This window comes from Streptomyces sp. STR69, from assembly GCF_024519455.1.
Lineage (GTDB): Bacteria > Actinomycetota > Actinomycetes > Streptomycetales > Streptomycetaceae > Streptomyces.
Genome location: NZ_JALJRY010000033.1, coordinates 37295 through 58131, shown reverse-complemented (window position 1 = coordinate 58131; position 20837 = coordinate 37295). Strand labels below are relative to the sequence as shown.

Below are 20837 nucleotides of genomic sequence, written 5' to 3'. Positions count from 1 at the left end.
GGCCAAGGCAGGGGACCAGGCCGTCAGGCCATCCAGCGGTCCGGGCGGGCGTCCCTGCGGCTCGTCCGGGAGCGTTCGGCCTGGGCACGGAGCAGCTCCGCTGCCTCGTCGGCGTCCCGCAGACGGGCTGTCACGGTCGCGTTGGCCCCGGTGTCCACATGCACCTCGGCAAGCCTCCAGAGCCGCGCCCAGGGCCCTTGCGTGAGCCGTACGCTCTGCACCTTCGCGTGCGGCACCAGCGCCGTGCTGCGGCGCAGCAGCCCGTGCCGGGCCACGAAGACCGTGTCGGTGACCGCGAGGCCGTAGCCCCGCCACCACAGCGGCATGCAGCGACCCGCCCTGCGCGGCGGCCGGGACAGCTCCGGGCGCGACGGCACCGTCACACCGGGCAGCACGCGCGCGACGACCGACTCGGCGATCTCGCGGGGCGCGACCGGCACCAGCACGGAGTTGGACGAGCCGGCCACGTCCAGTTCGACCCGCACCCACCCGCGCCGCCGCCACAGCAACGGCTCCACGATCCGCACGGCCTGCACCCGCCCCGGGGGCACCGTCTCGTGCGTGCGGTCCAGCAGCCCGTGGTCGATGCGCAGCCCGTCCGGGGACTCGCCCACCGTCCAGTCGTACTCGCCGACGAACCGCCCCACACTGCTCGCGCCCGCCGCGCCCAGCAGCGGCAGCGCGGTCGCGAGGACCGTCCACACGCTGTGGGTGGCGAGCCACAGCAGCGGCGGTACGACGAGTGCGGCGGCCAGCGACCCCCAGGTGGCGCCGGTCAGCACCAGGGACACCGCGAGGACCCCGGCCGGCACATGCAGCAGTTGCTGGGAGGGTGCCTCGCCCACCTCGTGGGCGGTCTCGGGCGCGAACCCGGCCGCCCGCGCGAGCAGTTCGGCCCGCAGCGCCCGCGCCTCGCCCTCTCCGAGGAAGGCGAGTTCGTCCTTCTTGTCCGTCCCTACGACGTCCAGCTTCAGCTTGGCGACGCCCGCCACGCGCGCGAGGAGCGGCTGTGTCACGTCGACCGCCTGGATGCGCTCCAGCCGGATGTGCGCGGTGCGCCGGAACAACAGGCCGGTACGGATGCGCAGTTCGGTGTCGGTCACCGCGAAGTGGGTGAACCACCAGGTCAGGAAGCCGTACAGCCCGGCGGCCGGCACGATCACGGCCAGCGCGATCAGCAGGGTGATGGTGGTCAGCCGGGTCAGCTGTTCCTGCGCCTGGTTGGGGTCGTGGACCGCCCACCCGATGATGACGGCGACCGGCGCCCACGCCCGGCGCAACGGCGTCACCGGATGCAACCGCCGCTCCACCACGGGCACTTGTTCCCGTACGACCGCTGCGGCCCCGGGCACGTCCTTGTCGGCGCCCGGCGTCGTCACAGCCCCGCCGATCGGGCCTCGCCGAGCTCGGTGAGCCGGTCGCGCAGCCGTTCGGCCTCGGCCGGGTCGAGGCCCGGGATGGTCGCGTCGGTCGCCGCGGCGGCCGTGTGCAGCTGCACGCTCGCGAGCCCGAAATGCCGCTCCACGGGCCCCGAGGTCACCTCCACGAGCTGCATCCGCCCGTAGGGCACGATCGTCTCGTGGTGCCACAGCACGCCCTTGCTGATCAGCAGGTCGTCGGCGCGCTCGGCGTACCGCCAGGAGCGCCAGTTGCGGCCCAGGACCACCCAGCCCCACGCCATGACGCCGAGCGGCAGCAGCGCGAACGCCGCCCACCCCGGGCCGGCCAACAGGCCCAGCGGCACTCCCAGGGCCATGGCCAGCACCCCCAGCCACACCACCAGCAGCATCCGTCGCATCTTCAGCAGCCCCGGCGGCAGCCCGGTCCACACCGGCTCGCGCGCCGCGTCGTCCTGAGCGGCAGTCCCCGTTTCCATGGCGCAAGCGTACGTACGAGAGACTGTGTCCATGACTCCCACGACGGAGACCACGGTCGGGATCGGCGGCGCCGCGGAGAGCACCGACATGGTGCTCAACATCGGCCCCCAGCACCCCTCCACGCACGGAGTGCTGCGGCTGCGGCTCGTGCTGGACGGCGAGCGCATCCAGCACGCGGAGCCGGTGATCGGCTATATGCACCGCGGCGCCGAGAAGCTCTTCGAGGCGCGCGACTACCGCCAGATCATCATGCTCGCCAACCGCCACGACTGGCTGTCGGCGTTCTCGAACGAGCTGGGCGTCGTCCTCGCGGTGGAGCGCATGCTCGGCATGGAGGTGCCCCCGCGCGCGGTGTGGACGCGCACCCTGCTCGCCGAGCTGAACCGGGTGCTCAACCACCTGATGTTCCTGGGGTCCTACCCCCTGGAACTGGGCGGTATCACCCCGGTGTTCTACGCGTTCCGGGAGCGCGAGGTCCTCCAGAACGTCATGGAGGAGGTCTCCGGCGGGCGTATGCACTACATGTTCAACCGCGTCGGCGGCCTCAAGGAGGACCTGCCCGCCGGATGGGCCTCCCGCGCGCGTGAAGCAGTCGCCGCCGTGCGCTCCCGGATGGACCGCTTCGACGACCTGGTGCTCGGCAACGAGATCTTCCGTGGGCGCACCCGGGGAGTCGGCGCGCTGTCCGCGGAGGCCGTGCACGCCTACGGAGTGAGCGGGCCCATCGCGCGCGCCTCGGGCGTCGACTTCGACCTGCGGCGCGACGAGCCGTATCTCGCGTACGGCGAGCTCCAGGACACCCTCAAGGTCGTCACGCGCCAGGAGGGCGACTGTCTCGCCCGCTTCGAAGTGCTTCTGGAGCAGACCCACAACGCGCTCGACCTCGCGGACGCCTGTCTCGACCGGCTCGCCGAGCTGGAGCCGGGGCCGATCAACCAGCGGCTCCCGAAGGTCCTCAAGGCGCCCGAGGGACACACGTACGCGTGGACCGAGAACCCGCTCGGCATCAACGGCTACTACCTCGTCAGCAAGGGCGAGAAGACCCCGTACCGGCTGAAGCTGCGCTCGGCGTCCTACAACAACATCCAGGCGCTCGCGGTGCTGCTGCCGGGAACGCTGGTGGCGGACATGGTGGCGATTCTCGGGTCGTTGTTCTTCGTGGTCGGGGACATCGACAAGTAGGGGCGTTTTACGGCTCGTCCAGCGGGTCCGGAATTCCAACCGAATGCACGAGCCAGCCGAAGTCGCCCAGGCCGCCCGGTGCGGTGAGTTCGGCGGCTTCTCCGGCGCTCGCGAGGGCGCGGATGTACCCCGCCGGGTCGGTGGACGCCAGCGCGAGCGGGGGGCGCGTGCCTGTGATGCCGAGGGCGCGCAGGGCGGCGCGTTGGGTGAGCAGGCGTGCGCCGGGGAGCGCGCCCGCTGAAGCCGCGGCCGTCGCGCAGGCGTCCAGCGCGACATGCGCGGTGATGTCGCAGGAGCCGTCCGGCACGGGTGCCGTCTCGCGGCCCTCGCGGAAGCCGGTGAGCGTGCCGAACGGGGGGCGGGTGTCGACGGTGTGCGCGTAGTCGACGGCGACCGCGAGTCCCCGGTCGACGGTGGCGGTGGCGGACGCCCAGGCCGTGTCCCTGGGGAGCCCGATCTCGGCGCGCAGCCCCTCCTCGGGCGCCAGGGGCCACCACCGCGCGAGCCACTCGGCCTCCGCAGAGGCGACCGGCTCCCCGAGCCGCTCGGTCCCGTCCTCCCGTACGAGCACGAGCCGCGGCAGGTCGGCCGAGTCCACCTCGGCCACCTCCGCCGGCACGTTGTCCAGCCACTCGTTGGCGAAGAGCAACCCGGTGATCCCCTTCGGGGAGTCGCTCAGCCACTCGACGCGGGGATCCAGTCCCTCGGGGCGGTCGGCGATCTCGACGCCGTAGGCACGCACGCGTGCCGCCACTTCGGCGGGCAGCGCGGCGAGCACGCCGGTCACCAGCTCGCCGCGGCCCGCGCCAAGGTCCACGAGGTCCAGCGCGGCCGGCCGGTCCAGCGCCTCGTCCACCCGGCACAGCAGCCGTGCCACGGCCCCGGCGAAGAGCGCCGACGCGTGCACGGACGTACGGAAGTGCCCGGCGGGCCCCTCGGGCCTCCGGTAGAACCCCTCGGGCCCGTACAGCGCCTCCTCGGCCGCCGCCCGCCAACCGCGCCAGCCGGCCGCAGTGTCGTCCGTCACGGAGCCAGATTAAGTGCACAGGACAACCGGGCCTCCACCTTGGGGAGTACGCCGGGCGTATACGGATCGATCCTCCGGTTGACCCCCGCACACTTCCCGCTTCCCTACGCTGGGTTACGTGCAGCGCCTCTACGACTTCCTCCGCAGACACCCGACATGGGTCGACACCTTCTGGGCTGTCTTCCTGCTGGGGCTGAGCGGCGTGAGCATCGCGAGTACCAGCTACGAGTCGGGCCGGCACGGGACGGCCCCGGGCGCGCTGGCGGTGTCCGCCGTCATGTGTGTGCCGATCGCACTGCGCCGCCGCTGGCCGGAGAAGATGCTCGTCCTGATCCTGGCGACGGGGCTCGCGCAGCTGGTCCTCGACATCGAGCCCGTGGTGGCCGACTTCGCCATGCTGGTGATCGTCTACACGGTCGCCGCGATCGGGGCCCGCTGGGCCTCCCGCTTCGCCCTGGTCACCGGTCTGGTCGCGGCGACCCTGTCGCAGATCCGCTGGCCCCAGGAGCACACCAGTTCCGCCGGGCTGGTCGCGATCGCGGTCTTCCAGACGGTGCCGTTCGCGCTGGCCTGGGTGCTGGGCGACTCGATGCGCACCCGGCGCGCGTACTTCGCGCAGCTGGAGGAGCGGGCCGCCCGGCTGGAGAAGGAGCGCGAGGCCCAGGCGAAGGTCGCGGTCGCCGCCGAGCGCGCCCGGATCGCGCGCGAGCTGCACGACGTGGTCGCGCACAACGTGTCGGTGATGGTGGTCCAGGCCGACGGCGCCGCCTACGTCCTGGACTCCGCGCCGGACCAGGCGAAGAAGGCCCTGGAGACGATCTCCTCCACCGGCCGCCAGGCCCTCGCCGAGATGCGCCGCCTGCTGGGAGTGCTGCGCACGGGCGAGCACAAGGAGGCCGGCGAGTACGTTCCGCAGCCGGACGTCGAGCAGATCGACGACCTGGTCGAGCAGTGCCGTACGTCCGGACTGCCCGTCGACTTCAAGGTCGAGGGCACCCCGCGCCCGCTGCCCAGCGGCGTCGAGCTGACGGCGTACCGGATCGTGCAGGAGGCGCTCACCAACACCCGCAAGCACGGGGGGCCGAACACGGGCGCCAGCGTGCGGCTGGTGTACTTCGACGACGGTCTGGGGCTGCTCGTCGAGGACGACGGCAAGGGCGCCCCGCACGAGCTGTACGAGGAGGGCGGCGCCGACGGTCAGGGGCATGGTCTGATCGGTATGCGCGAGCGGGTCGGCATGGTCGGGGGCACCCTGGACGCGGGCCCGCGCCCGGGCGGCGGGTTCCGCATCAGCGCCCTGCTGCCGCTGAAACCCGCCCACTGATCTTTCGTACGCCGAGTACTGACACCTGTAAGGAATTGTTGAACGACCTGTTGCACGGCCTCAACCTGTTGAATGAATTGTTGAACGATCCTGCTGACGGAACGGAAGAGGACCCGATGACGATCCGCGTGATGCTCGTCGACGACCAGGTGCTGCTGCGCACCGGTTTCCGGATGGTGCTCGCCGCCCAGCCGGACATGGAGGTCGTCGCGGAGGCGGGCGACGGTGTCGAGGCCCTTCAGGTGCTGGCCGCGACCGCGGTCGACGTGGTGCTGATGGACGTCCGTATGCCGAAGCTGGACGGGGTGGAGACCACCCGCCGCATCTGCCAGGGCGAGAACCCGCCCAAGGTGCTGATCCTGACCACCTTCGACCTGGACGAGTACGCCTTCTCCGGGCTGAAGGCCGGCGCCTCCGGGTTCATGCTCAAGGACGTGCCGCCCGGTGAACTCCTCACCGCGATCCGCTCCGTGCACAGCGGGGACGCGGTGGTGGCGCCCTCGACGACCCGCCGACTCCTGGACCGCTTCGCCCCGATGCTGCCCTCCGCCGGCAAGGAGCCGCAGCACAAGGAGCTGGAGCGGCTCACCGAGCGCGAGCGCGAGGTCATGATCCTGGTCGCCCAGGGGCTGTCCAACGGTGAGATCGCGGCCCACCTGGTGCTGTCCGAGGCGACCGTGAAGACCCATGTCGGCCGCATCCTGACCAAGCTCGGGCTGCGGGACCGGGTCCAGGTGGTCGTCCTGGCGTACGAGACGGGGCTGGTGCGGGCCGGCGGGCACGGCTGAGGCACGGTGACCGCGGCTACCTGAGGATGCCCTCCAGGAAGTCGCTGCCCAGGCGGGCCACCATCGTGACGTCCAGCTGGTGCAGGACGTAGCGACCGCGGCGGCGGGTGGTGATCAGGCCGGCCCTCTTCAGGACGCCGAGGTGGCGGGATATCTCGGGGGCGGTCATGCCGTGCACCTGGGTCAGCTCGCTGGTGGTGAACGCGGTGCGGGCCAGGCTGCGGCACAGGCGCATGCGGACCGGGTGGGACAGGGCGGTCATCCGCAGGGTCAGCTGCTCCAGGGAGGTCGGCGCGGCGAGCTTGGGCGACCCGACGGGGTAGTGCACGACGGGCTGCCAGCCGTAGCGGTACAGGACCGTCAGATGCGGCCAGCCCAGGCTGGTGGGAACCAGGAGGAGGCCGCCGTCCTGGGTCGCCGTACGGCCGTTGCCGAGCTTGTCGACCGTGATGCGGGTGGCGCTCTCGTCGAGCGTCACGGCGGTGGATATCGACGTCAGTGCCTCCGCCAGGCCCTTGTGCCGCAGGAGGTCCGTCTTGTGGCGGGCGTCGGCCGCGAGCTGGTGCTGCATCCGGGACCAGGTCTCCGCGAAGAACGCCTCGTCGCAGTCCTCCAGGAACTGCCGCAGCCAGGCCCTGGTCCGCGGCGGGTCGGCCAACAGCCGCTCGGTGAACGCCAGTTGACGCGGACCGCGGGTCGCGGCCTGCTCCAGGGCGTGCAGCCTGATCGTGGTGTCCGAGAGCGGGCCGGGTCCGCCGGTGCTGTAGGTGAGCGTGCAGGTGGTGAACTCCAGCGCCGCGTCCACGAACTGCTCGTCCGTCAGCTTGTCCACCAGGTCCAGCTCCTCGGCGAGGGTCGCCCCGGGGAGTGTGCTGCGGCCGGGGATGCCCGCGTACGGCAGGAACAGGTCGGAGAACGTCGACCGCCACAGGAAGTCCGCCTCGCACATCCTGTCGGCCAGATGCGGGTCGAGCCGGGCGGTGACGCCGGTCACCCACCCCTGGAGGCCGGGATGGTGACCGGGCTCGGACATCGCGTGCAGCGCCATGCACAGCTCGCCCAGGGGTGAGGGCGCGAAGACGACCTGCTCCTGCCGCAGCCCCGTGATGTCGATGTGCACGCTCATGTCCCCATCGTGCACCCCGCCACTGACAACGCCACCCTCGATTGACGGCGCCCGTCAATCGGCGCGACAGCCGCCGGGCGGCGGCGCAGCCTGGAGACATGAGCGTCACCCAGCAGTACTTCCTGGACACCTACCGCGCCCGGCGGCTCGGCGAGGTCCTGCCGCCCCCACCCGGTGCCCACGACTGGCGCACCGCGCGCGAGCTGCACGGCTACTGGCGGTTCCGCGCGGTCGTCGCGGAACGTCCGGCCCGCGGCCGGCTGCGGGAGACCCTGGGCCGATGGCTGCACCGACAGGCCCGCCCCACCTGCTGACGCCCGTCACCCATCTCACTCCCTGACGCCTGTCAGCCCCCGGTCTCCTCCCTCAGACGGACCACGAAGTCCGCGACCGCCGCCTTCACGTCCTCGGCCGTCCACTCCAGGGCGGCGGCCCGTACGCAGACCTCCGTGACGGCCAGCCCCGGACCCTTCGAGTCCCAGGGATTGGCGAACAGAGCGGTCTTGGTCTCCTCCGCCTGCCGGATCGCGGCCTCCGTGACGGCGTCGCGGTCGTACGGCAGCCAGACCTGGAAGTCGTGCGTGTGCGGCTGCTCGGGATGGACGCGCGTCCACGGCACCCCGGCAGTGGCGAACCCCTCGCGCAGCGCCTCGGCGACCACGCGCGCGTGGGCCACGTACGCGGGCAGCCGGGGCAGCTCCCGGTCCAGGCCCGCGAGTGCCGTCAGGACGGTGGGGAACTGCTGGAAGACCATGCCTCCGTAGCGGTGCCGCCAGGTCCTCGCCTCGTCGATCAGGGTCTTCGGGCCGGCGAGCGCGGCGCCGCCGAGGGCGTCGAGGGACTTGTAGAACGACACGTAGACGCTGTCCGCCAGGCCCGCGATCTCGTCGAGCGGGCGGCCGAAGTGGGAGGTGGACTCCCACAGGCGGGCGCCGTCGAAGTGGACCACCGCGTCGCGTTCGTGCGCGGCGTCGACGAGGGCGGAGAGCTCCTCCCAGGAGGGCAGGACGAAGCCGGCGTCCCGGAGGGGCAGTTCGAGCATCAGCGCCCCGAAGGGCTCCGGGAAGTCGTGCACCTCGTCGGCGGTCGGCTGCCGGGGCTCGCTCGTCACATGGACCGGGCGCAAGCCGCTGACCTGGCTGAAGGCGTTCCGTTCGTGCACTTCGGGGTGGGCCAGCGGGTGCACGGCGACTGTCTGGAAGCCGGTACGACCCGCCCAGCAGCGCAGGGCCACCTGTTGCGCCATCGTGCCCGTGGGGAAGAAGGCCGCGGCCTCCTTGCCGAGCAGTTCGGCGACCCGCTTCTCCAGGGTTTCGACGACTTCGGTGCCGTACATGTCCGACGCCTCGTCCAGGTCGTACAGCTCGGCCGCCTCCTGCACGAAGGCGAGCCGCTCCCGGAGGGGGTCCAGGAACCCGAGGTGCGCGAGGGACCGCTCGGCGCTCCGGTTCGCGGCGATACGCCGTCTACGGTGCTCCAGGTTCCGTTGCTCATCGGTTGCCGACTCTGCCTTTTGGTCACTCTGCTCCGCCGCATCGCTCATGCTCCGGATGATGCCTGGCGCACGTGTGTGCGAGCATCCGGGTTTCCGCCGGCTCTCCGGTCCTCCGGGGTGTGCGACAACCCACAGCCTGTGGACAACCGGACGCCTCCCGAACCGATCGCGTTAACATGACGAGAAATCGTCCGGTACCCGGAGCGGACTGGAACGGGAAGGCCGCACTCGCGTGAGTACATTCCAACAGCCAGAGCCCAAGGACCGCCCCGCGCGGCTCGCCGTCGGCGTCGTCGGCGCCGGCCGGGTGGGCCCCGTACTGGCCGCGTCCCTCCAGCTGGCCGGGCACCGCCCGGTGGCCGTCTCCGGGGTCTCCGACGCCTCCAGGCGACGGGCCGCGCTGATGCTCCCCGAGGTGCCGGTGCTCACGCCCGCCCAGGTCCTGGAGCGCTCCGACCTGGTGCTGCTCACCGTCCCGGACGACGCCCTGCCCGGCCTCGTGGAGGGCCTTGCGGAGACCGGGGCCGTACGCCCCGGGCAGCTCCTCGTGCACACCTCCGGGCGGTACGGCGCGAAGGTCCTGGACCCCGCTCTGCGCGTCGGCGCGCTGCCGTTGGCCCTGCACCCCGCGATGACCTTCACGGGCACTCCTGTGGACGTCCAGCGGCTCGCCGGATGCTCCTTCGGGGTCACCGCGCCCGAGGAACTCCGGCTGGCCGCCGAGGCACTGGTCATCGAGATGGGCGGCGAGCCCGAGTGGATCGCCGAGGAGAACCGCCCGCTCTACCACGCGGCCCTCGCCCTGGGCGCCAACCACCTGGTCACCCTGGTCGCCGAGTCCATGGAGCTGCTGCGCACGGCCGGCGTCGAGGCCCCCGACCGGATGCTCGGCCCGCTGCTGGGCGCCGCCCTGGACAACGCCCTGCGCTCCGGCGACGCGGCCCTGACCGGCCCCGTCGCGCGCGGGGACGCGGGCACCGTCGCCGCGCACGTCACCGAGTTGCGCAAGCACGCCCCGCAGACCGTCGCCGGCTATCTGGCGATGGCCCGCGCGACCGCCGACCGGGCCCTGGCCCACGGGCTGCTCAAGCCGGAACTCGCCGAGGACCTCCTCGGGGTACTCGCCAACGGCACCGAGGGAGATGCCGGATGACCACCGCCCTGCTGCGCACCGCCGACGAACTGCACGCACGCACGCGTGCGGGCCGCCGCGCCGTCGTGATGACGATGGGCGCCCTGCACGAGGGCCACGCCACCCTGGTCCGCACCGCGCGCGAACTCGTCGGACCGGACGGCGAGGTCGTGGTCACCGTCTTCGTGAACCCGCTGCAGTTCGGCGCGGGCGAGGACCTCGACCGCTACCCGCGCACCCTGGACGCCGACCTCAAGATCGCCGAACAGGCGGGTGCCGACGTCGTGTTCGCCCCCTCCGTGGACGAGGTCTACCCGGGCGGCGAACCCCAGGTCCGCATCTCGGCGGGCCCCATGGGCACACGCCTGGAGGGCGCGGTCCGCCCCGGCCACTTCGACGGCATGCTCACCGTCGTCGGCAAGCTGCTGCACCTCACCCGCCCCGACACCGCCCTGTTCGGCCAGAAGGACGCCCAGCAACTCGCCCTGATCCGCCGCATGGTGCGCGACCTGAACTTCGGCCCGGACATCGTCGGCGTGCCGACCGTGCGCGAGGCCGACGGCCTGGCCCTGTCCAGCCGCAACCGCTATCTGTCCCCCCAGGAGAGGCGCACCGCGCTCGCCCTCTCCCAGGCCCTGTTCGCCGGCCGCGACCGGCACGCGGCCCAGGAGGCGCTGCGCGCGCGGGCCCGCGAGGTGCCCGCCACGCACGCGCGTGCCGAGGCGCTCAGCGCCATAGGGGAGTCCCGCGCGGCGGCCGACGCCCACGCCGTCGCCAAGGCCGCCCCCGGCCCCGGCGGTCCGGCGTCCATCCGCGCCGCCGCCCGCCTGGTCCTCGACGCCGCGGCCCGCCTCGACCCGCCGCTCGCCCTGGACTACCTCGCCCTGGTCGACCCGTCCGACTTCACCGACGTGGACGAGGACTTCACCGGCGAGGCCGTCCTCGCCGTCGCCGCCCGGGTCGGGACGACCCGGCTGATCGACAACATCCCACTCGCTTTCGGAACCCTCGGAGCCGCCTCGTGACCAGCACAGGCATACGACTGCACGCACCCGCCCCCGGATGGTCCATCGACGCGGACGTCGTGGTCGTCGGCTCCGGAGTGGCCGGTCTGACCGCGGCCCTGCGCTGCGAGGCGGCGGGTCTGCGGGCGGTCGTCGTCACCAAGGCCCGCCTCGACGACGGCTCCACCCGTTGGGCCCAGGGCGGCATCGCCGCCGCCCTGGGGGAGGGCGACACCCCCGAACAGCACCTGGACGACACCCTGGTGGCGGGCGCCGGCCTGTGCGACGAGGAAGCCGTCCGGATCCTCGTCACCGAAGGCCCCGACGCGGTACGCCGCCTCATCGAGACCGGTGCCCACTTCGACGAGTCCTCCGAAGGAGGACTGGAGCTGGCCCGCGAAGGCGGTCACCACCGGCGCCGCATCGCACACGCGGGCGGCGACGCGACCGGTGCGGAGGTCTCCCGGGCGCTCGTCGAGGCCGTGCACGCGCGTGGGCTGCGCACGATCGAGAACGCGCTCGTACTGGACCTCCTGACGGACGCCGAGGGCCGTACGGCGGGCGTGAGCCTGCACGTCATGGGCGAGGGGCAGCACGACGGTGTGGGCGCCGTGCACGCGCCCGCCGTGGTCCTCGCGACGGGCGGCATGGGGCAGGTCTTCTCGGCGACCACCAACCCGTCCGTGTCGACCGGCGACGGGGTCGCCCTCGCGCTCCGCGCGGGTGCCGAGGTCTCCGACCTGGAGTTCGTGCAGTTCCACCCGACCGTGCTGTTCCTCGGTGCCGACGCGGAGGGCCAGCAGCCCCTCGTCTCCGAGGCGGTGCGCGGCGAGGGCGCCCACGTGGTCGACGCCGACGGCGTGCGCTTCATGGTGGGCCAGCACGAACTGGCCGAGCTCGCGCCCCGGGACATCGTCGCCAAGGGCATCACGCGGCGCATGCTGGAGCAGGACGCCGAGCACATGTTCCTCGACGCCCGGCACTTCGGCGCCGACATGTGGGAGCACCGCTTCCCGACGATCCTCGCCGCCTGCCGCAGCCACGGCATCGACCCGGTCACCGAGCCCGTTCCGGTCGCCCCGGCCGCCCACTACGCCTCCGGCGGCGTCCGCACCGACTCCCGGGGCCGTACGACCGTCCCCGGCCTCTACGCGTGCGGCGAGGTCGCCTGCACCGGAGTGCACGGCGCGAACCGGCTCGCCTCCAACTCCCTCCTCGAAGGCCTCGTCTACGCCGAGCGCATCGTCGCCGACATCACCGCGAGCCAGGCGGGGAACGCCCTCCACGCGCGCGTGCCCGAACCGGTCCCGCACCCCCAGAAGCCCGCGCACCCGCTGCTCGCCCCCGAGGCCCGCTTCGCGATCCAGCGGATCATGACCGAGGGCGCAGGCGTCCTGCGCTCAGCGGACTCCCTCGCCAGGGCCGCCGGACAGCTCCAGCAGCTGCACACCGACGCCCGTGACGCGCTCGACGAGAACGGCAAGACCGCCGAGCCCGGCGTCGACACCTGGGAGGCCACCAACCTCCTGTGCGTGGCCCGCGCTCTGGTCACCGCCGCCGCCCTGCGCGAGGAGACCCGCGGTTGCCACTGGCGCGAGGACCACGCCGAGCGCGACGACAGCGCCTGGCGCCGCCACATCGTCGTACGGCTGAATCCCGACCGCACGCTGGCCGTGCACACCACGGACACCGCAGACTTCCCCCCGACCCGGCAGCACCGTCCCCAGGAGCAGTGACAGAAGTGAGCACCCCCGACCTTCCCCTCGCCGACAGCGGCGGCTGCGGCGACGGCTGTGCCTGTGGCGCGGGCGCCGACGCGGAGTACCTGGAGTGCGGCCTGGACCCCGCGCTCGCCGAGCTCCTGGCCGACGCGGGCCTCGATCCCGTGGAGGTCGAGGACATCGCCAACGTCGCCGTCCAGGAGGACCTCGACGGCGGTGTCGACGTGACGACCCTGGCGACCATCCCCGAAGAGGCCGTCGCCACCGCCGACTTCACCGCGCGCGAGGCCGGTGTCGTGGCGGGCCTCAGGGTCGCCGAAGCGGTGATCTCCGTGGTCTGCACCGACGAGTTCGAGGTCGAGCGGCACGCGGAGGACGGCGACCGCGTGGAGGCCGGGCAGAAGCTCCTGTCGGTCACCACGCGCACGCGTGACCTGCTGACCGCCGAGCGCAGCGCGCTCAACCTCTTGTGCCGCCTCTCCGGCATCGCGACCGCCACGCGCGCGTGGGCGGACGCCCTGGAGGGCACGAAGGCGAAGGTCCGCGACACCCGCAAGACGACGCCCGGACTGCGCTCCCTGGAGAAGTACGCGGTCCGCTGCGGCGGCGGTGTCAACCACCGCATGTCCCTGTCGGACGCGGCCCTCGTCAAGGACAACCACGTGGTCGCCGCGGGCGGCGTCGCCCAGGCCTTCAAGGCCGTACGGGAGGCCTTCCCGGACGTGGCGATCGAGGTCGAGGTCGACACCCTGCACCAGCTCCGCGAGGTCCTGGACGCCGGCGCCGACCTGATCCTGCTCGACAACTTCACGCCCGGCGAGTGCGCGGAGGCCGTCGGCATCGTCCACGGTCGCGCCGCCCTGGAGGCGTCGGGACGGCTCACCCTGGACAACGCCAAGGCGTACGCCGACACCGGGGTGGACTACCTCTCCGTGGGCGCCCTGACCCACTCCGCGCCGATCCTGGACATCGGCCTCGACCTCCGTGAGGCGCAGTAGTCATGCTCCTCACGATCGACGTGGGCAACACCCACACCGTTCTGGGCCTGTTCGACGGCGAAGAGATCATCGAGCACTGGCGCATCTCCACGGACGCGCGCCGCACCGCCGACGAACTCGCCGTCCTCCTCCAGGGCCTGATGGGCATGCACCCGCTCCTCGGAGAGGAACTGGGCGACGGCATCGACGGCATCGCGATCTGCGCCACCGTGCCGTCCGTCCTGCACGAGCTGCGCGAGGTGACGCGCCGCTACTACGGAGACGTGCCCGCAGTCCTCGTCGAGCCCGGCGTCAAGACGGGCGTGCCGATCCTGACCGACAACCCCAAGGAGGTCGGCGCGGACCGCATCATCAACGCGGTCGCCGCGGTCGAGCTCTACGGCGGCCCCGCGATCGTCGTCGACTTCGGTACGGCGACCACGTTCGACGCGGTCTCCGCGCGCGGGGAGTACGTCGGCGGTGTCATCGCCCCCGGTATCGAGATCTCGGTCGAGGCGCTCGGCGTCAAGGGCGCCCAGCTGCGCAAGATCGAGGTGGCCCGGCCGCGCAGCGTGATCGGCAAGAACACCGTCGAGGCGATGCAGTCGGGCATCGTCTACGGGTTCGCAGGACAGGTCGACGGAGTCGTCACCCGGATGGCCAAGGAGCTGGCCGACGACCCGGAGGACGTGACGGTGATCGCGACCGGCGGCCTCGCCCCGATGGTCCTGGGCGAGGCGTCGGTGATCGACGAGCACGAGCCCTGGCTGACCCTGATCGGCCTGCGGCTGGTCTACGAGCGGAACGTGTCGCGGATGTGAGCCGGTGCCCTGCGCCGGGACGAGACCTCCCGGCGCAGGGCGGTGTCGCACGCGCGCGTGCCCACGAGATGCCGCCGCACCGACGGCAGCCGCTGCGGAAACCTCCGCGCCACACCCGCCCCCTATGTCGAATTTGTCTGATTAGCGCGTATCGTCGCCGCATGCCCACGCCATACGGATCCCGCGGCGGCATGGCGTTCGGTGCGGAGGAGCTGCGTGTGCTCCGTCGCGCCCTCGCCCTCGCCCTCCAGCCCCGAACCGCCTCCGCCGAGGACGTCAAGGACTGTCTACGGCTCGCCGAATCCCTCGACGAAGCGGTATGCGAGGGGGTCCGGCTGCGCGCCTTCCTGGTCGCCGACCTCGCCCGGTACCGCGCCGCCCTGCCCGGCACCACCGCCGGCTACCTCACGCTCCTGGAGGAGGCGCTCGGCGCCGGGTACCGCCCGGACGTCGACGACCTCTCCGCGCTGCGTGCGCTGCGCGGGAACCCGGCCGCCGCAGCCCTCCTCGACCGCTGCCTCACGCTCGCCGAACAGGACGTACGCGCCCGCCTCGCCCGCCGTACGACCGCCCGCCCCGCCCCGACCGTCCCCGCGTCCCGCACCCGCCTCCTGGCGCTCCCCGGAGGCCGCTCCGGCGGCCTTTCCGTGACGGCCGGGCATCCGGCCGGGGAGGACGCCAAGGAGCCCGTACGCAAGCCCGTGGAGCGGCCGGCGCCCACACCCGCGCCCGCGGCCCCGAAGCCGTCCCGGCCGATCCCCACCCCGGGCGAGGTCTTCCCCCGGCGCAAACCGGCACCGCCCCCGGCGAACCCGCCGCAGCAGCTCGCCGCCGGCTGAACCGACCCCGCCCCGTCCCCTCCAGGGCCCGTGGCTACTCTGGAGGACATGGACTATGTCTCCGCGCTCGTGCCCCCGGTCGTCATGGCCGTGTTCTTCATCGGACTGATCCGGGTCATCGTGAAGACCCAGGGCGGGGCCATGAAGGCCAAGGAGGACGCGGCCGTCGACGCCGCCATCGCGCGCGCGGAGAGTGCCCGCCAGGCCTCTCCGACCACCGAAGCCTGACCCCCCGCCTTTTCGGCGGCGCCTTCAAGGGCGTACGACTCCCTCACGCATGCGCGTGCTTTCCGAGTCGTACGCCCTTTTTGTGCCTTTTCCACTATGGTTCTGAGCTGTGCCTCGCCCATTGGGAGAACTCGAAGACTCGGTCATGACGCGGGTGTGGAAGTGGAACCGTCCGGTGACCGTTCGAGAAGTCCTGGAAGACCTTCAGCAGGAACGGTCGATCGCGTACACCACGGTGATGACCGTTTTGGACAATCTCCATCAGAAGGGCTGGGTGCGTCGCGAGGCGGAAGGCCGGGCGTATCGATATGAGGCGGTCTCCACGCGGGCGGCCTACTCGGCGGCCCTGATGAACGACGCCTGGTCCCAGAGCGACAACCCCGCAGCCGCTCTCGTCGCCTTCTTCGGGATGATGAGCGACGAACAGCGTGAGGCCCTGCGCAGCGCCGTACGCATCGTCCAGGGACCGGAAACACCCGAACCCGCGGATCGCGTCGAGAACCCCGGCTCCCCGCCCTCCGGCGGCGGGCGATAGCGTCCGCTCATGTCAGCAGAGCACCCAGAAGTCACCGCGAAAGCCATCACCGTCCGGCGGGCCCGGACCGGTGATGTCCCGGCGGTGCGCCGACTCCTTGACGCCTACGTTCGCGGTCGCATCCTGCTCGACAAAGCGACCGTGACTCTTTACGAGGACATACAGGAGTTCTGGGTCGCCGAACGCGACGACAACGCCGAGGTCGTCGGCTGCGGCGCACTGCACGTCATGTGGGAAGACCTCGCGGAAGTCCGTACTCTCGCCGTGAAGCCCGGGTTGAAGGGTGCCGGTGTAGGTCATCAGTTGCTGGAGAAGTTGCTGCACACGGCCCGTTGGCTAGGCGTTCGTCGCGTTTTCTGTCTCACCTTCGAAGTGGACTTCTTCTCCAAGCACGGCTTCGTGGAGATCGGTGAGACACCTGTTGACACCGATGTCTACGCGGAGCTGTTGCGTTCCTATGACGAGGGCGTGGCGGAGTTCCTGGGTCTCGAACGAGTGAAACCGAACACCTTGGGCAACAGTCGGATGCTTCTGCATCTGTGATCGCTGCGCTCAATTCGGCCCGGAGGCCCTGCCCAGGTTCCCTATGTCCGAAACGCGCATCTTTCCGGACCGGGGAGGTCACTCGGTCTCTCCCAGGGGTTTGTGTTTTTCCAGCAAAAGCGGTTTGCTTTCCGACGTACTGCAGTACTGCATATAACAGGGGACGGCGAAACGGCGGACGCCGCAGACCCCAGGCCCGCAAGTTATCGATGAAAGGAAATCCGGTGGCACAGAAGGTTCAGGTCCTTCTTGTCGACGACCTCGACGGCGGCGAGGCGGACGAGACGGTGACGTTCGCACTGGACGGCAAGACGTACGAGATCGATCTCACCACCGCGAATGCGGACAAGCTCCGTGGTCTTCTCGACGCTTACGTGAAGGGCGGACGCCGTACCGGCGGCCGTGCTTCGGGTGGTCGTGGAAAGGCGCGCGCCGCTACCGGTGGCAGCCAGGACACGGCGCAGATTCGCGCGTGGGCCAAGGAGAACGGTTACGAGGTCAACGACCGCGGCCGTGTTCCCGCGTCCATTCGCGAGGCCTACGAGAAGGCCAACGGCTGAGCGCACGAGCGCCGCAGCCGGACCCGGTGGCACTGTGTGGCCACCGTGTCCACCAGTCGTACGAGATCAGGGGCGCCCCCAGCGCCCCCCAGGGCCGACAGCGTCGGCAGCGAGGCCTCGACCTCGCATCCCGGCTCGGGGGGCCGCAGCCATACGGCGGCCCCCTGCAAGGGATCCGGGCGACCCGCGGGAAGCGACTTCCCGGGGTGCCCCTTCGCGGGCCCCGCGCCAGAGAGCGGTGGCACTTTCACGGGCCCCGCGCCAGGAACCGGCGGCGCCTCCATGTGCCCGCCGTCGCCCAGCGCCACCAGATCCAGCGCCGACGCCAGAGCGCCCCACTCCAGCCAGTCCAGCAGCCCCGGCAGCTCCTCCGCGCTGCCCGCGGCCACCAGCAGCCGCATCCGGTCGCCCCGTACGGCCACCGGAGAGTCCGGCCCCAGCCGCCACAGCGCCGCGACGCCGGCCTCGACCGGCACGTCCAGGACGTCGAAACGCAGCCCCGTGACGAGCCGCAGCGGCTCTCCGGGCACCGTCCGCCACCCGAGTTCGTTCTCGTACCAGTGCCGCCGCCGGTCGTCCGGATCGAGCGGGCGACGGGGGGAGGGGACCGTGGTGACCGGGGGGACTGTGCCAACCATGCCAAGTGCAACCGCCGAACCGGCCCGGGAGTTACGCTGGGTGGTCAGGTGATTGCGCAGGGTCCTGGAAAAGGGGGCGTTCGGGGCGCCGGACCGCGCAAGGGTTGTTCGCCCGTAGCGGAGGGAACCGGTGCGCTCGGCATGGAGTGTCGGTCCGTACGGGTAAGACAATCCCTAGTGGGAGGGGGCGACACGCAGAAAAGGGCGTCTCACGTTCGCCATCGGCGTACTCATGGTGAGGGTAACTGCCTGGCCTGCGGGAACATCGTCTCGCACCATCAGGTTGGAGCAGATGTCGGCGTTACGGTTCAGGAGGCAGTGTTGGTTCTCGGTCCGGTGTCGGCAGTTGGAATGAGCGGTCCCCGCTTGCGGGACTAAGCTGCGGAAGGACAGGGAGGGGAGCGTCCCCTTACTGCCTGACCGCTCTGAGGAGCGATTAACGATGTTCGAGAGGTTCACCGACCGCGCGCGGCGGGTTGTCGTCCTGGCTCAGGAAGAAGCCCGGATGCTCAACCACAACTACATCGGCACCGAGCACATCCTCCTGGGTCTCATCCACGAGGGTGAGGGTGTCGCCGCAAAGGCCCTGGAGAGCCTCGGCATTTCGCTTGAGGCGGTCCGCCAGCAGGTTGAGGAGATCATCGGACAGGGCCAGCAGGCGCCGTCCGGTCACATCCCCTTCACTCCCCGTGCCAAGAAGGTCCTGGAGCTGTCGCTCCGCGAGGCCCTTCAGCTGGGCCACAACTACATCGGCACGGAGCACATCCTGCTCGGCCTGATCCGTGAGGGCGAGGGCGTCGCCGCCCAGGTCCTGGTCAAGCTGGGCGCTGATCTCAACCGTGTGCGGCAGCAGGTGATCCAGCTGCTCTCCGGTTACCAGGGCAAGGAGACCGCCACCGCCGGCGGCCCTGCGGAGGGCACCCCCTCGACGTCCCTGGTCCTCGACCAGTTCGGCCGGAACCTCACCCAGGCCGCTCGTGAGTCCAAGCTCGACCCGGTCATCGGGCGCGAGAAGGAGATCGAGCGGGTCATGCAGGTGCTGTCCCGTCGTACGAAGAACAACCCGGTCCTGATCGGTGAGCCCGGCGTCGGCAAGACCGCCGTCGTCGAGGGCCTCGCCCAGGCCATCGTCAAGGGCGAGGTGCCCGAGACCCTCAAGGACAAGCACCTCTACACCCTGGACCTCGGCGCGCTGGTCGCCGGCTCCCGTTACCGCGGTGACTTCGAGGAGCGCCTGAAGAAGGTCCTCAAGGAGATCCGCACCCGCGGCGACATCATCCTGTTCATCGACGAGCTGCACACGCTGGTCGGTGCGGGTGCCGCCGAGGGCGCCATCGACGCCGCTTCGATCCTGAAGCCGATGCTGGCCCGCGGTGAGCTGCAGACCATCGGCGCCACCACGCTGGACGAGTACCGCAAGCACCTGGAGAAGGACGCCGCTCTCGAGCGCCGCTTCCAGCCCATCCAGGTCGCGGAACCGTCCCTGCCGCACACCATCGAGATCCTCAAGGGTCTGCGCGACCGCTACGAGGCGCACCACCGTGTCTCCATCACGGACGAGGCGCTCGTGCAGGCCGCCACGCTGGCCGACCGGTACATCTCGGACCGCTTCCTGCCGGACAAGGCGATCGACCTGATCGACGAGGCCGGTTCCCGGATGCGCATCCGCCGGATGACTGCGCCGCCGGACCTGCGCGAGTTCGACGAGAAGATCGCCGGCGTCCGCCGCGACAAGGAGTCCGCGATCGACTCGCAGGACTTCGAGAAGGCCGCCTCCCTCCGCGACAAGGAGAAGCAGCTCCTGGCCGCCAAGGCCAAGCGGGAGAAGGAGTGGAAGGCCGGCGACATGGACGTCGTCGCCGAGGTCGACGGCGAGCTGATCGCCGAGGTCCTCGCGACCGCCACCGGCATCCCGGTCTTCAAGCTGACCGAGGAGGAGTCCTCGCGTCTGCTGCGCATGGAGGACGAGCTCCACAAGCGGGTCATCGGCCAGAAGGACGCCGTCAAGGCGCTCTCGAAGGCGATCCGTCGTACGCGTGCGGGCCTCAAGGACCCGAAGCGTCCCGGTGGTTCGTTCATCTTCGCCGGCCCGTCCGGTGTCGGTAAGACGGAGCTGTCCAAGGCGCTCGCCGAGTTCCTCTTCGGTGACGAGGACGCGCTGATCTCCCTCGACATGTCGGAGTTCAGCGAGAAGCACACGGTGTCGCGTCTCTTCGGTTCGCCCCCCGGATACGTGGGCTACGAAGAGGGCGGCCAGTTGACGGAGAAGGTCCGCCGCAAGCCGTTCTCGGTCGTCCTCTTCGACGAGGTCGAGAAGGCCCACCCGGACATCTTCAACTCGCTGCTGCAGATCCTGGAGGACGGTCGCCTGACCGACTCCCAGGGCCGGGTCGTGGACTTCAAGAACACGGTCATCATCATGACGACCAACCTCGGCACGCGGGACATCTCGAAGGGCTTCAACCTGGGCTTCGCGGCCACGGGTGACACGAAGTCCAACTACGAGCGCATGAAGAACAAGGTCTCGGACGAGCTCAAGCAGCACTTCCGCCCCGAGTTCCTCAACCGCGTGGACGACGTCGTCGTCTTCCCGCAGCTCACCCAGGAGGACATCCTCAAGATCGTCGACCTGATGATCGGCAAGGTGGACGAGCGCCTCAAGGACCGGGACATGGGCATCGAGCTCTCCCAGGCCGCCAAGGAGCTCCTCTCCAAGAAGGGTTACGACCCGGTGCTGGGCGCGCGTCCGCTGCGTCGCACGATCCAGCGCGAGATCGAGGACACGCTCTCGGAGAAGATCCTCTTCGGCGAGCTGCGTCCCGGTCACATCGTGGTCGTGGACGTCGAGGGCGAGGGCGAGACCAAGACCTTCACCTTCCGGGGTGAGGAGAAGTCGGCACTGCCGGACGTCCCGCCGATCGAGGATGCCGCTGCTGGTGGCGCGGGTCCGAATCTGAGCAAGGAGGCGTAAGGCTTCAGGGCTTTACGACTCGGAAAGGGGCCGGTGCCTTCTGGCACCG

Annotated in this window: 21 protein-coding genes; 15 read left to right on the top strand and 6 right to left on the bottom strand. The window is 71.0% G+C overall.

What is annotated here, in order from left to right:
* Window positions 1-23: 23 nt before the first annotated feature.
* Together OC490_RS40830 and OC490_RS40825 are read right to left on the bottom strand one after the other, a co-directional pair.
* The gene (locus OC490_RS40830; protein WP_262063105.1) at window positions 24-1379 is read right to left on the bottom strand and encodes a PH domain-containing protein; all 1356 of its coding nucleotides are present in this window, start codon (window positions 1377-1379) and stop codon (window positions 24-26) included.
* Window positions 1376-1876, bottom strand: a complete 501-nt coding sequence (locus OC490_RS40825) for a PH domain-containing protein (RefSeq protein WP_262063104.1) — start codon at window positions 1874-1876, stop codon at window positions 1376-1378. Before OC490_RS40825 ends, OC490_RS40830 begins: the two co-directional genes overlap by 4 nt.
* 31 nt (window positions 1877-1907) lie before the next feature.
* Between OC490_RS40825 and OC490_RS40820 the strand changes: the two genes are divergently transcribed.
* Entirely contained in the window at window positions 1908-3059 is a 1152-nt protein-coding gene (locus OC490_RS40820; protein WP_262063103.1) for an NADH-quinone oxidoreductase subunit D, read from the top strand.
* A 7-nt stretch (window positions 3060-3066) separates the two neighbouring features.
* Here the strand turns inward: OC490_RS40820 and OC490_RS40815 are convergent, their stop codons facing one another.
* Window positions 3067-4086, bottom strand: coding sequence for an SAM-dependent methyltransferase (locus tag OC490_RS40815; RefSeq protein WP_262063102.1), 1020 nt, complete (start codon window positions 4084-4086; stop codon window positions 3067-3069).
* Between the two features lie 118 nt (window positions 4087-4204).
* Here OC490_RS40815 and OC490_RS40810 point away from each other — a divergent pair, with 118 nt between their 5' ends.
* A complete protein-coding gene (locus OC490_RS40810; protein WP_262063101.1) occupies window positions 4205-5410 on the top strand; it encodes a sensor histidine kinase in 1206 nt (401 codons plus the stop codon).
* A 116-nt stretch (window positions 5411-5526) separates the two neighbouring features.
* A complete protein-coding gene (locus OC490_RS40805) occupies window positions 5527-6198 on the top strand; it encodes a response regulator (RefSeq protein ID WP_262063100.1) in 672 nt (223 codons plus the stop codon).
* Between the two features lie 16 nt (window positions 6199-6214).
* Here OC490_RS40805 and OC490_RS40800 read toward each other — a convergent pair whose 3' ends face one another.
* Complete coding sequence (locus OC490_RS40800) at window positions 6215-7324, bottom strand: DUF5937 family protein (protein WP_262063099.1); 1110 nt, start codon at window positions 7322-7324, stop codon at window positions 6215-6217.
* A gap of 98 nt (window positions 7325-7422) precedes the next feature.
* On the opposite strand from OC490_RS40800, the gene OC490_RS40795 reads away from it, so the two are divergent.
* Window positions 7423-7638: a hypothetical protein gene (locus tag OC490_RS40795; protein WP_262063098.1), complete on the top strand. Its 216-nt coding sequence runs from the start codon at window positions 7423-7425 to the stop codon at window positions 7636-7638.
* Between the two features lie 32 nt (window positions 7639-7670).
* On the opposite strand, the gene OC490_RS40790 is transcribed toward OC490_RS40795, so the two are convergent.
* Entirely contained in the window at window positions 7671-8867 is a 1197-nt protein-coding gene (locus OC490_RS40790) for a threonine aldolase family protein (protein ID WP_262063097.1), read from the bottom strand.
* A 184-nt stretch (window positions 8868-9051) separates the two neighbouring features.
* Here OC490_RS40790 and OC490_RS40785 point away from each other — a divergent pair, with 184 nt between their 5' ends.
* The 10 genes from OC490_RS40785 to OC490_RS40740 all read left to right on the top strand — a co-directional run bounded on the left by OC490_RS40785 (window position 9052) and on the right by OC490_RS40740 (window position 17179).
* A complete protein-coding gene (locus OC490_RS40785; RefSeq protein WP_262063096.1) occupies window positions 9052-9972 on the top strand; it encodes a Rossmann-like and DUF2520 domain-containing protein in 921 nt (306 codons plus the stop codon).
* On the top strand, window positions 9969-10976 hold the full coding sequence (gene panC, locus OC490_RS40780; protein WP_262063095.1) for a pantoate--beta-alanine ligase: 1008 nt from the start codon (window positions 9969-9971) through the stop codon (window positions 10974-10976). Before OC490_RS40785 ends, panC begins: the two co-directional genes overlap by 4 nt.
* Window positions 10973-12691, top strand: coding sequence for an L-aspartate oxidase (locus OC490_RS40775; protein ID WP_262063094.1), 1719 nt, complete (start codon window positions 10973-10975; stop codon window positions 12689-12691). Before panC ends, OC490_RS40775 begins: the two co-directional genes overlap by 4 nt.
* Before the next feature lie 5 nt (window positions 12692-12696).
* Entirely contained in the window at window positions 12697-13674 is a 978-nt protein-coding gene (gene nadC / locus OC490_RS40770; RefSeq protein ID WP_262063093.1) for a carboxylating nicotinate-nucleotide diphosphorylase, read from the top strand.
* A 2-nt stretch (window positions 13675-13676) separates the two neighbouring features.
* Window positions 13677-14474, top strand: coding sequence for a type III pantothenate kinase (locus OC490_RS40765; RefSeq protein ID WP_043685374.1), 798 nt, complete (start codon window positions 13677-13679; stop codon window positions 14472-14474).
* 191 nt (window positions 14475-14665) lie between these two features.
* Window positions 14666-15313: a hypothetical protein gene (locus OC490_RS40760; RefSeq protein ID WP_262063164.1), complete on the top strand. Its 648-nt coding sequence runs from the start codon at window positions 14666-14668 to the stop codon at window positions 15311-15313.
* Window positions 15314-15361: 48 nt separating this feature from the next.
* A complete protein-coding gene (locus OC490_RS40755; protein ID WP_262063092.1) occupies window positions 15362-15541 on the top strand; it encodes a hypothetical protein in 180 nt (59 codons plus the stop codon).
* Between the two features lie 121 nt (window positions 15542-15662).
* Complete coding sequence (locus OC490_RS40750; protein WP_262063091.1) at window positions 15663-16076, top strand: BlaI/MecI/CopY family transcriptional regulator; 414 nt, start codon at window positions 15663-15665, stop codon at window positions 16074-16076.
* A 9-nt stretch (window positions 16077-16085) separates the two neighbouring features.
* Window positions 16086-16619, top strand: coding sequence for an amino-acid N-acetyltransferase (locus tag OC490_RS40745; RefSeq protein ID WP_200715432.1), 534 nt, complete (start codon window positions 16086-16088; stop codon window positions 16617-16619).
* A gap of 224 nt (window positions 16620-16843) precedes the next feature.
* The gene (locus OC490_RS40740; protein ID WP_019075461.1) at window positions 16844-17179 is read left to right on the top strand and encodes a histone-like nucleoid-structuring protein Lsr2; all 336 of its coding nucleotides are present in this window, start codon (window positions 16844-16846) and stop codon (window positions 17177-17179) included.
* Here OC490_RS40740 and OC490_RS40735 read toward each other — a convergent pair.
* Window positions 17158-17817, bottom strand: a complete 660-nt coding sequence (locus tag OC490_RS40735; RefSeq protein WP_262063090.1) for an SCO3374 family protein — start codon at window positions 17815-17817, stop codon at window positions 17158-17160. The two genes, OC490_RS40740 and OC490_RS40735, sit on opposite strands and share 22 nt — an antisense overlap.
* A 442-nt stretch (window positions 17818-18259) precedes the next feature.
* Here OC490_RS40735 and OC490_RS40730 point away from each other — a divergent pair, with 442 nt between their 5' ends.
* Window positions 18260-20788 (top strand): ATP-dependent Clp protease ATP-binding subunit, encoded by a 2529-nt coding sequence (locus OC490_RS40730; protein WP_262063089.1) that lies wholly within the window; start codon window positions 18260-18262, stop codon window positions 20786-20788.
* The last annotated feature ends 49 nt before the right edge of the window (window positions 20789-20837 follow it).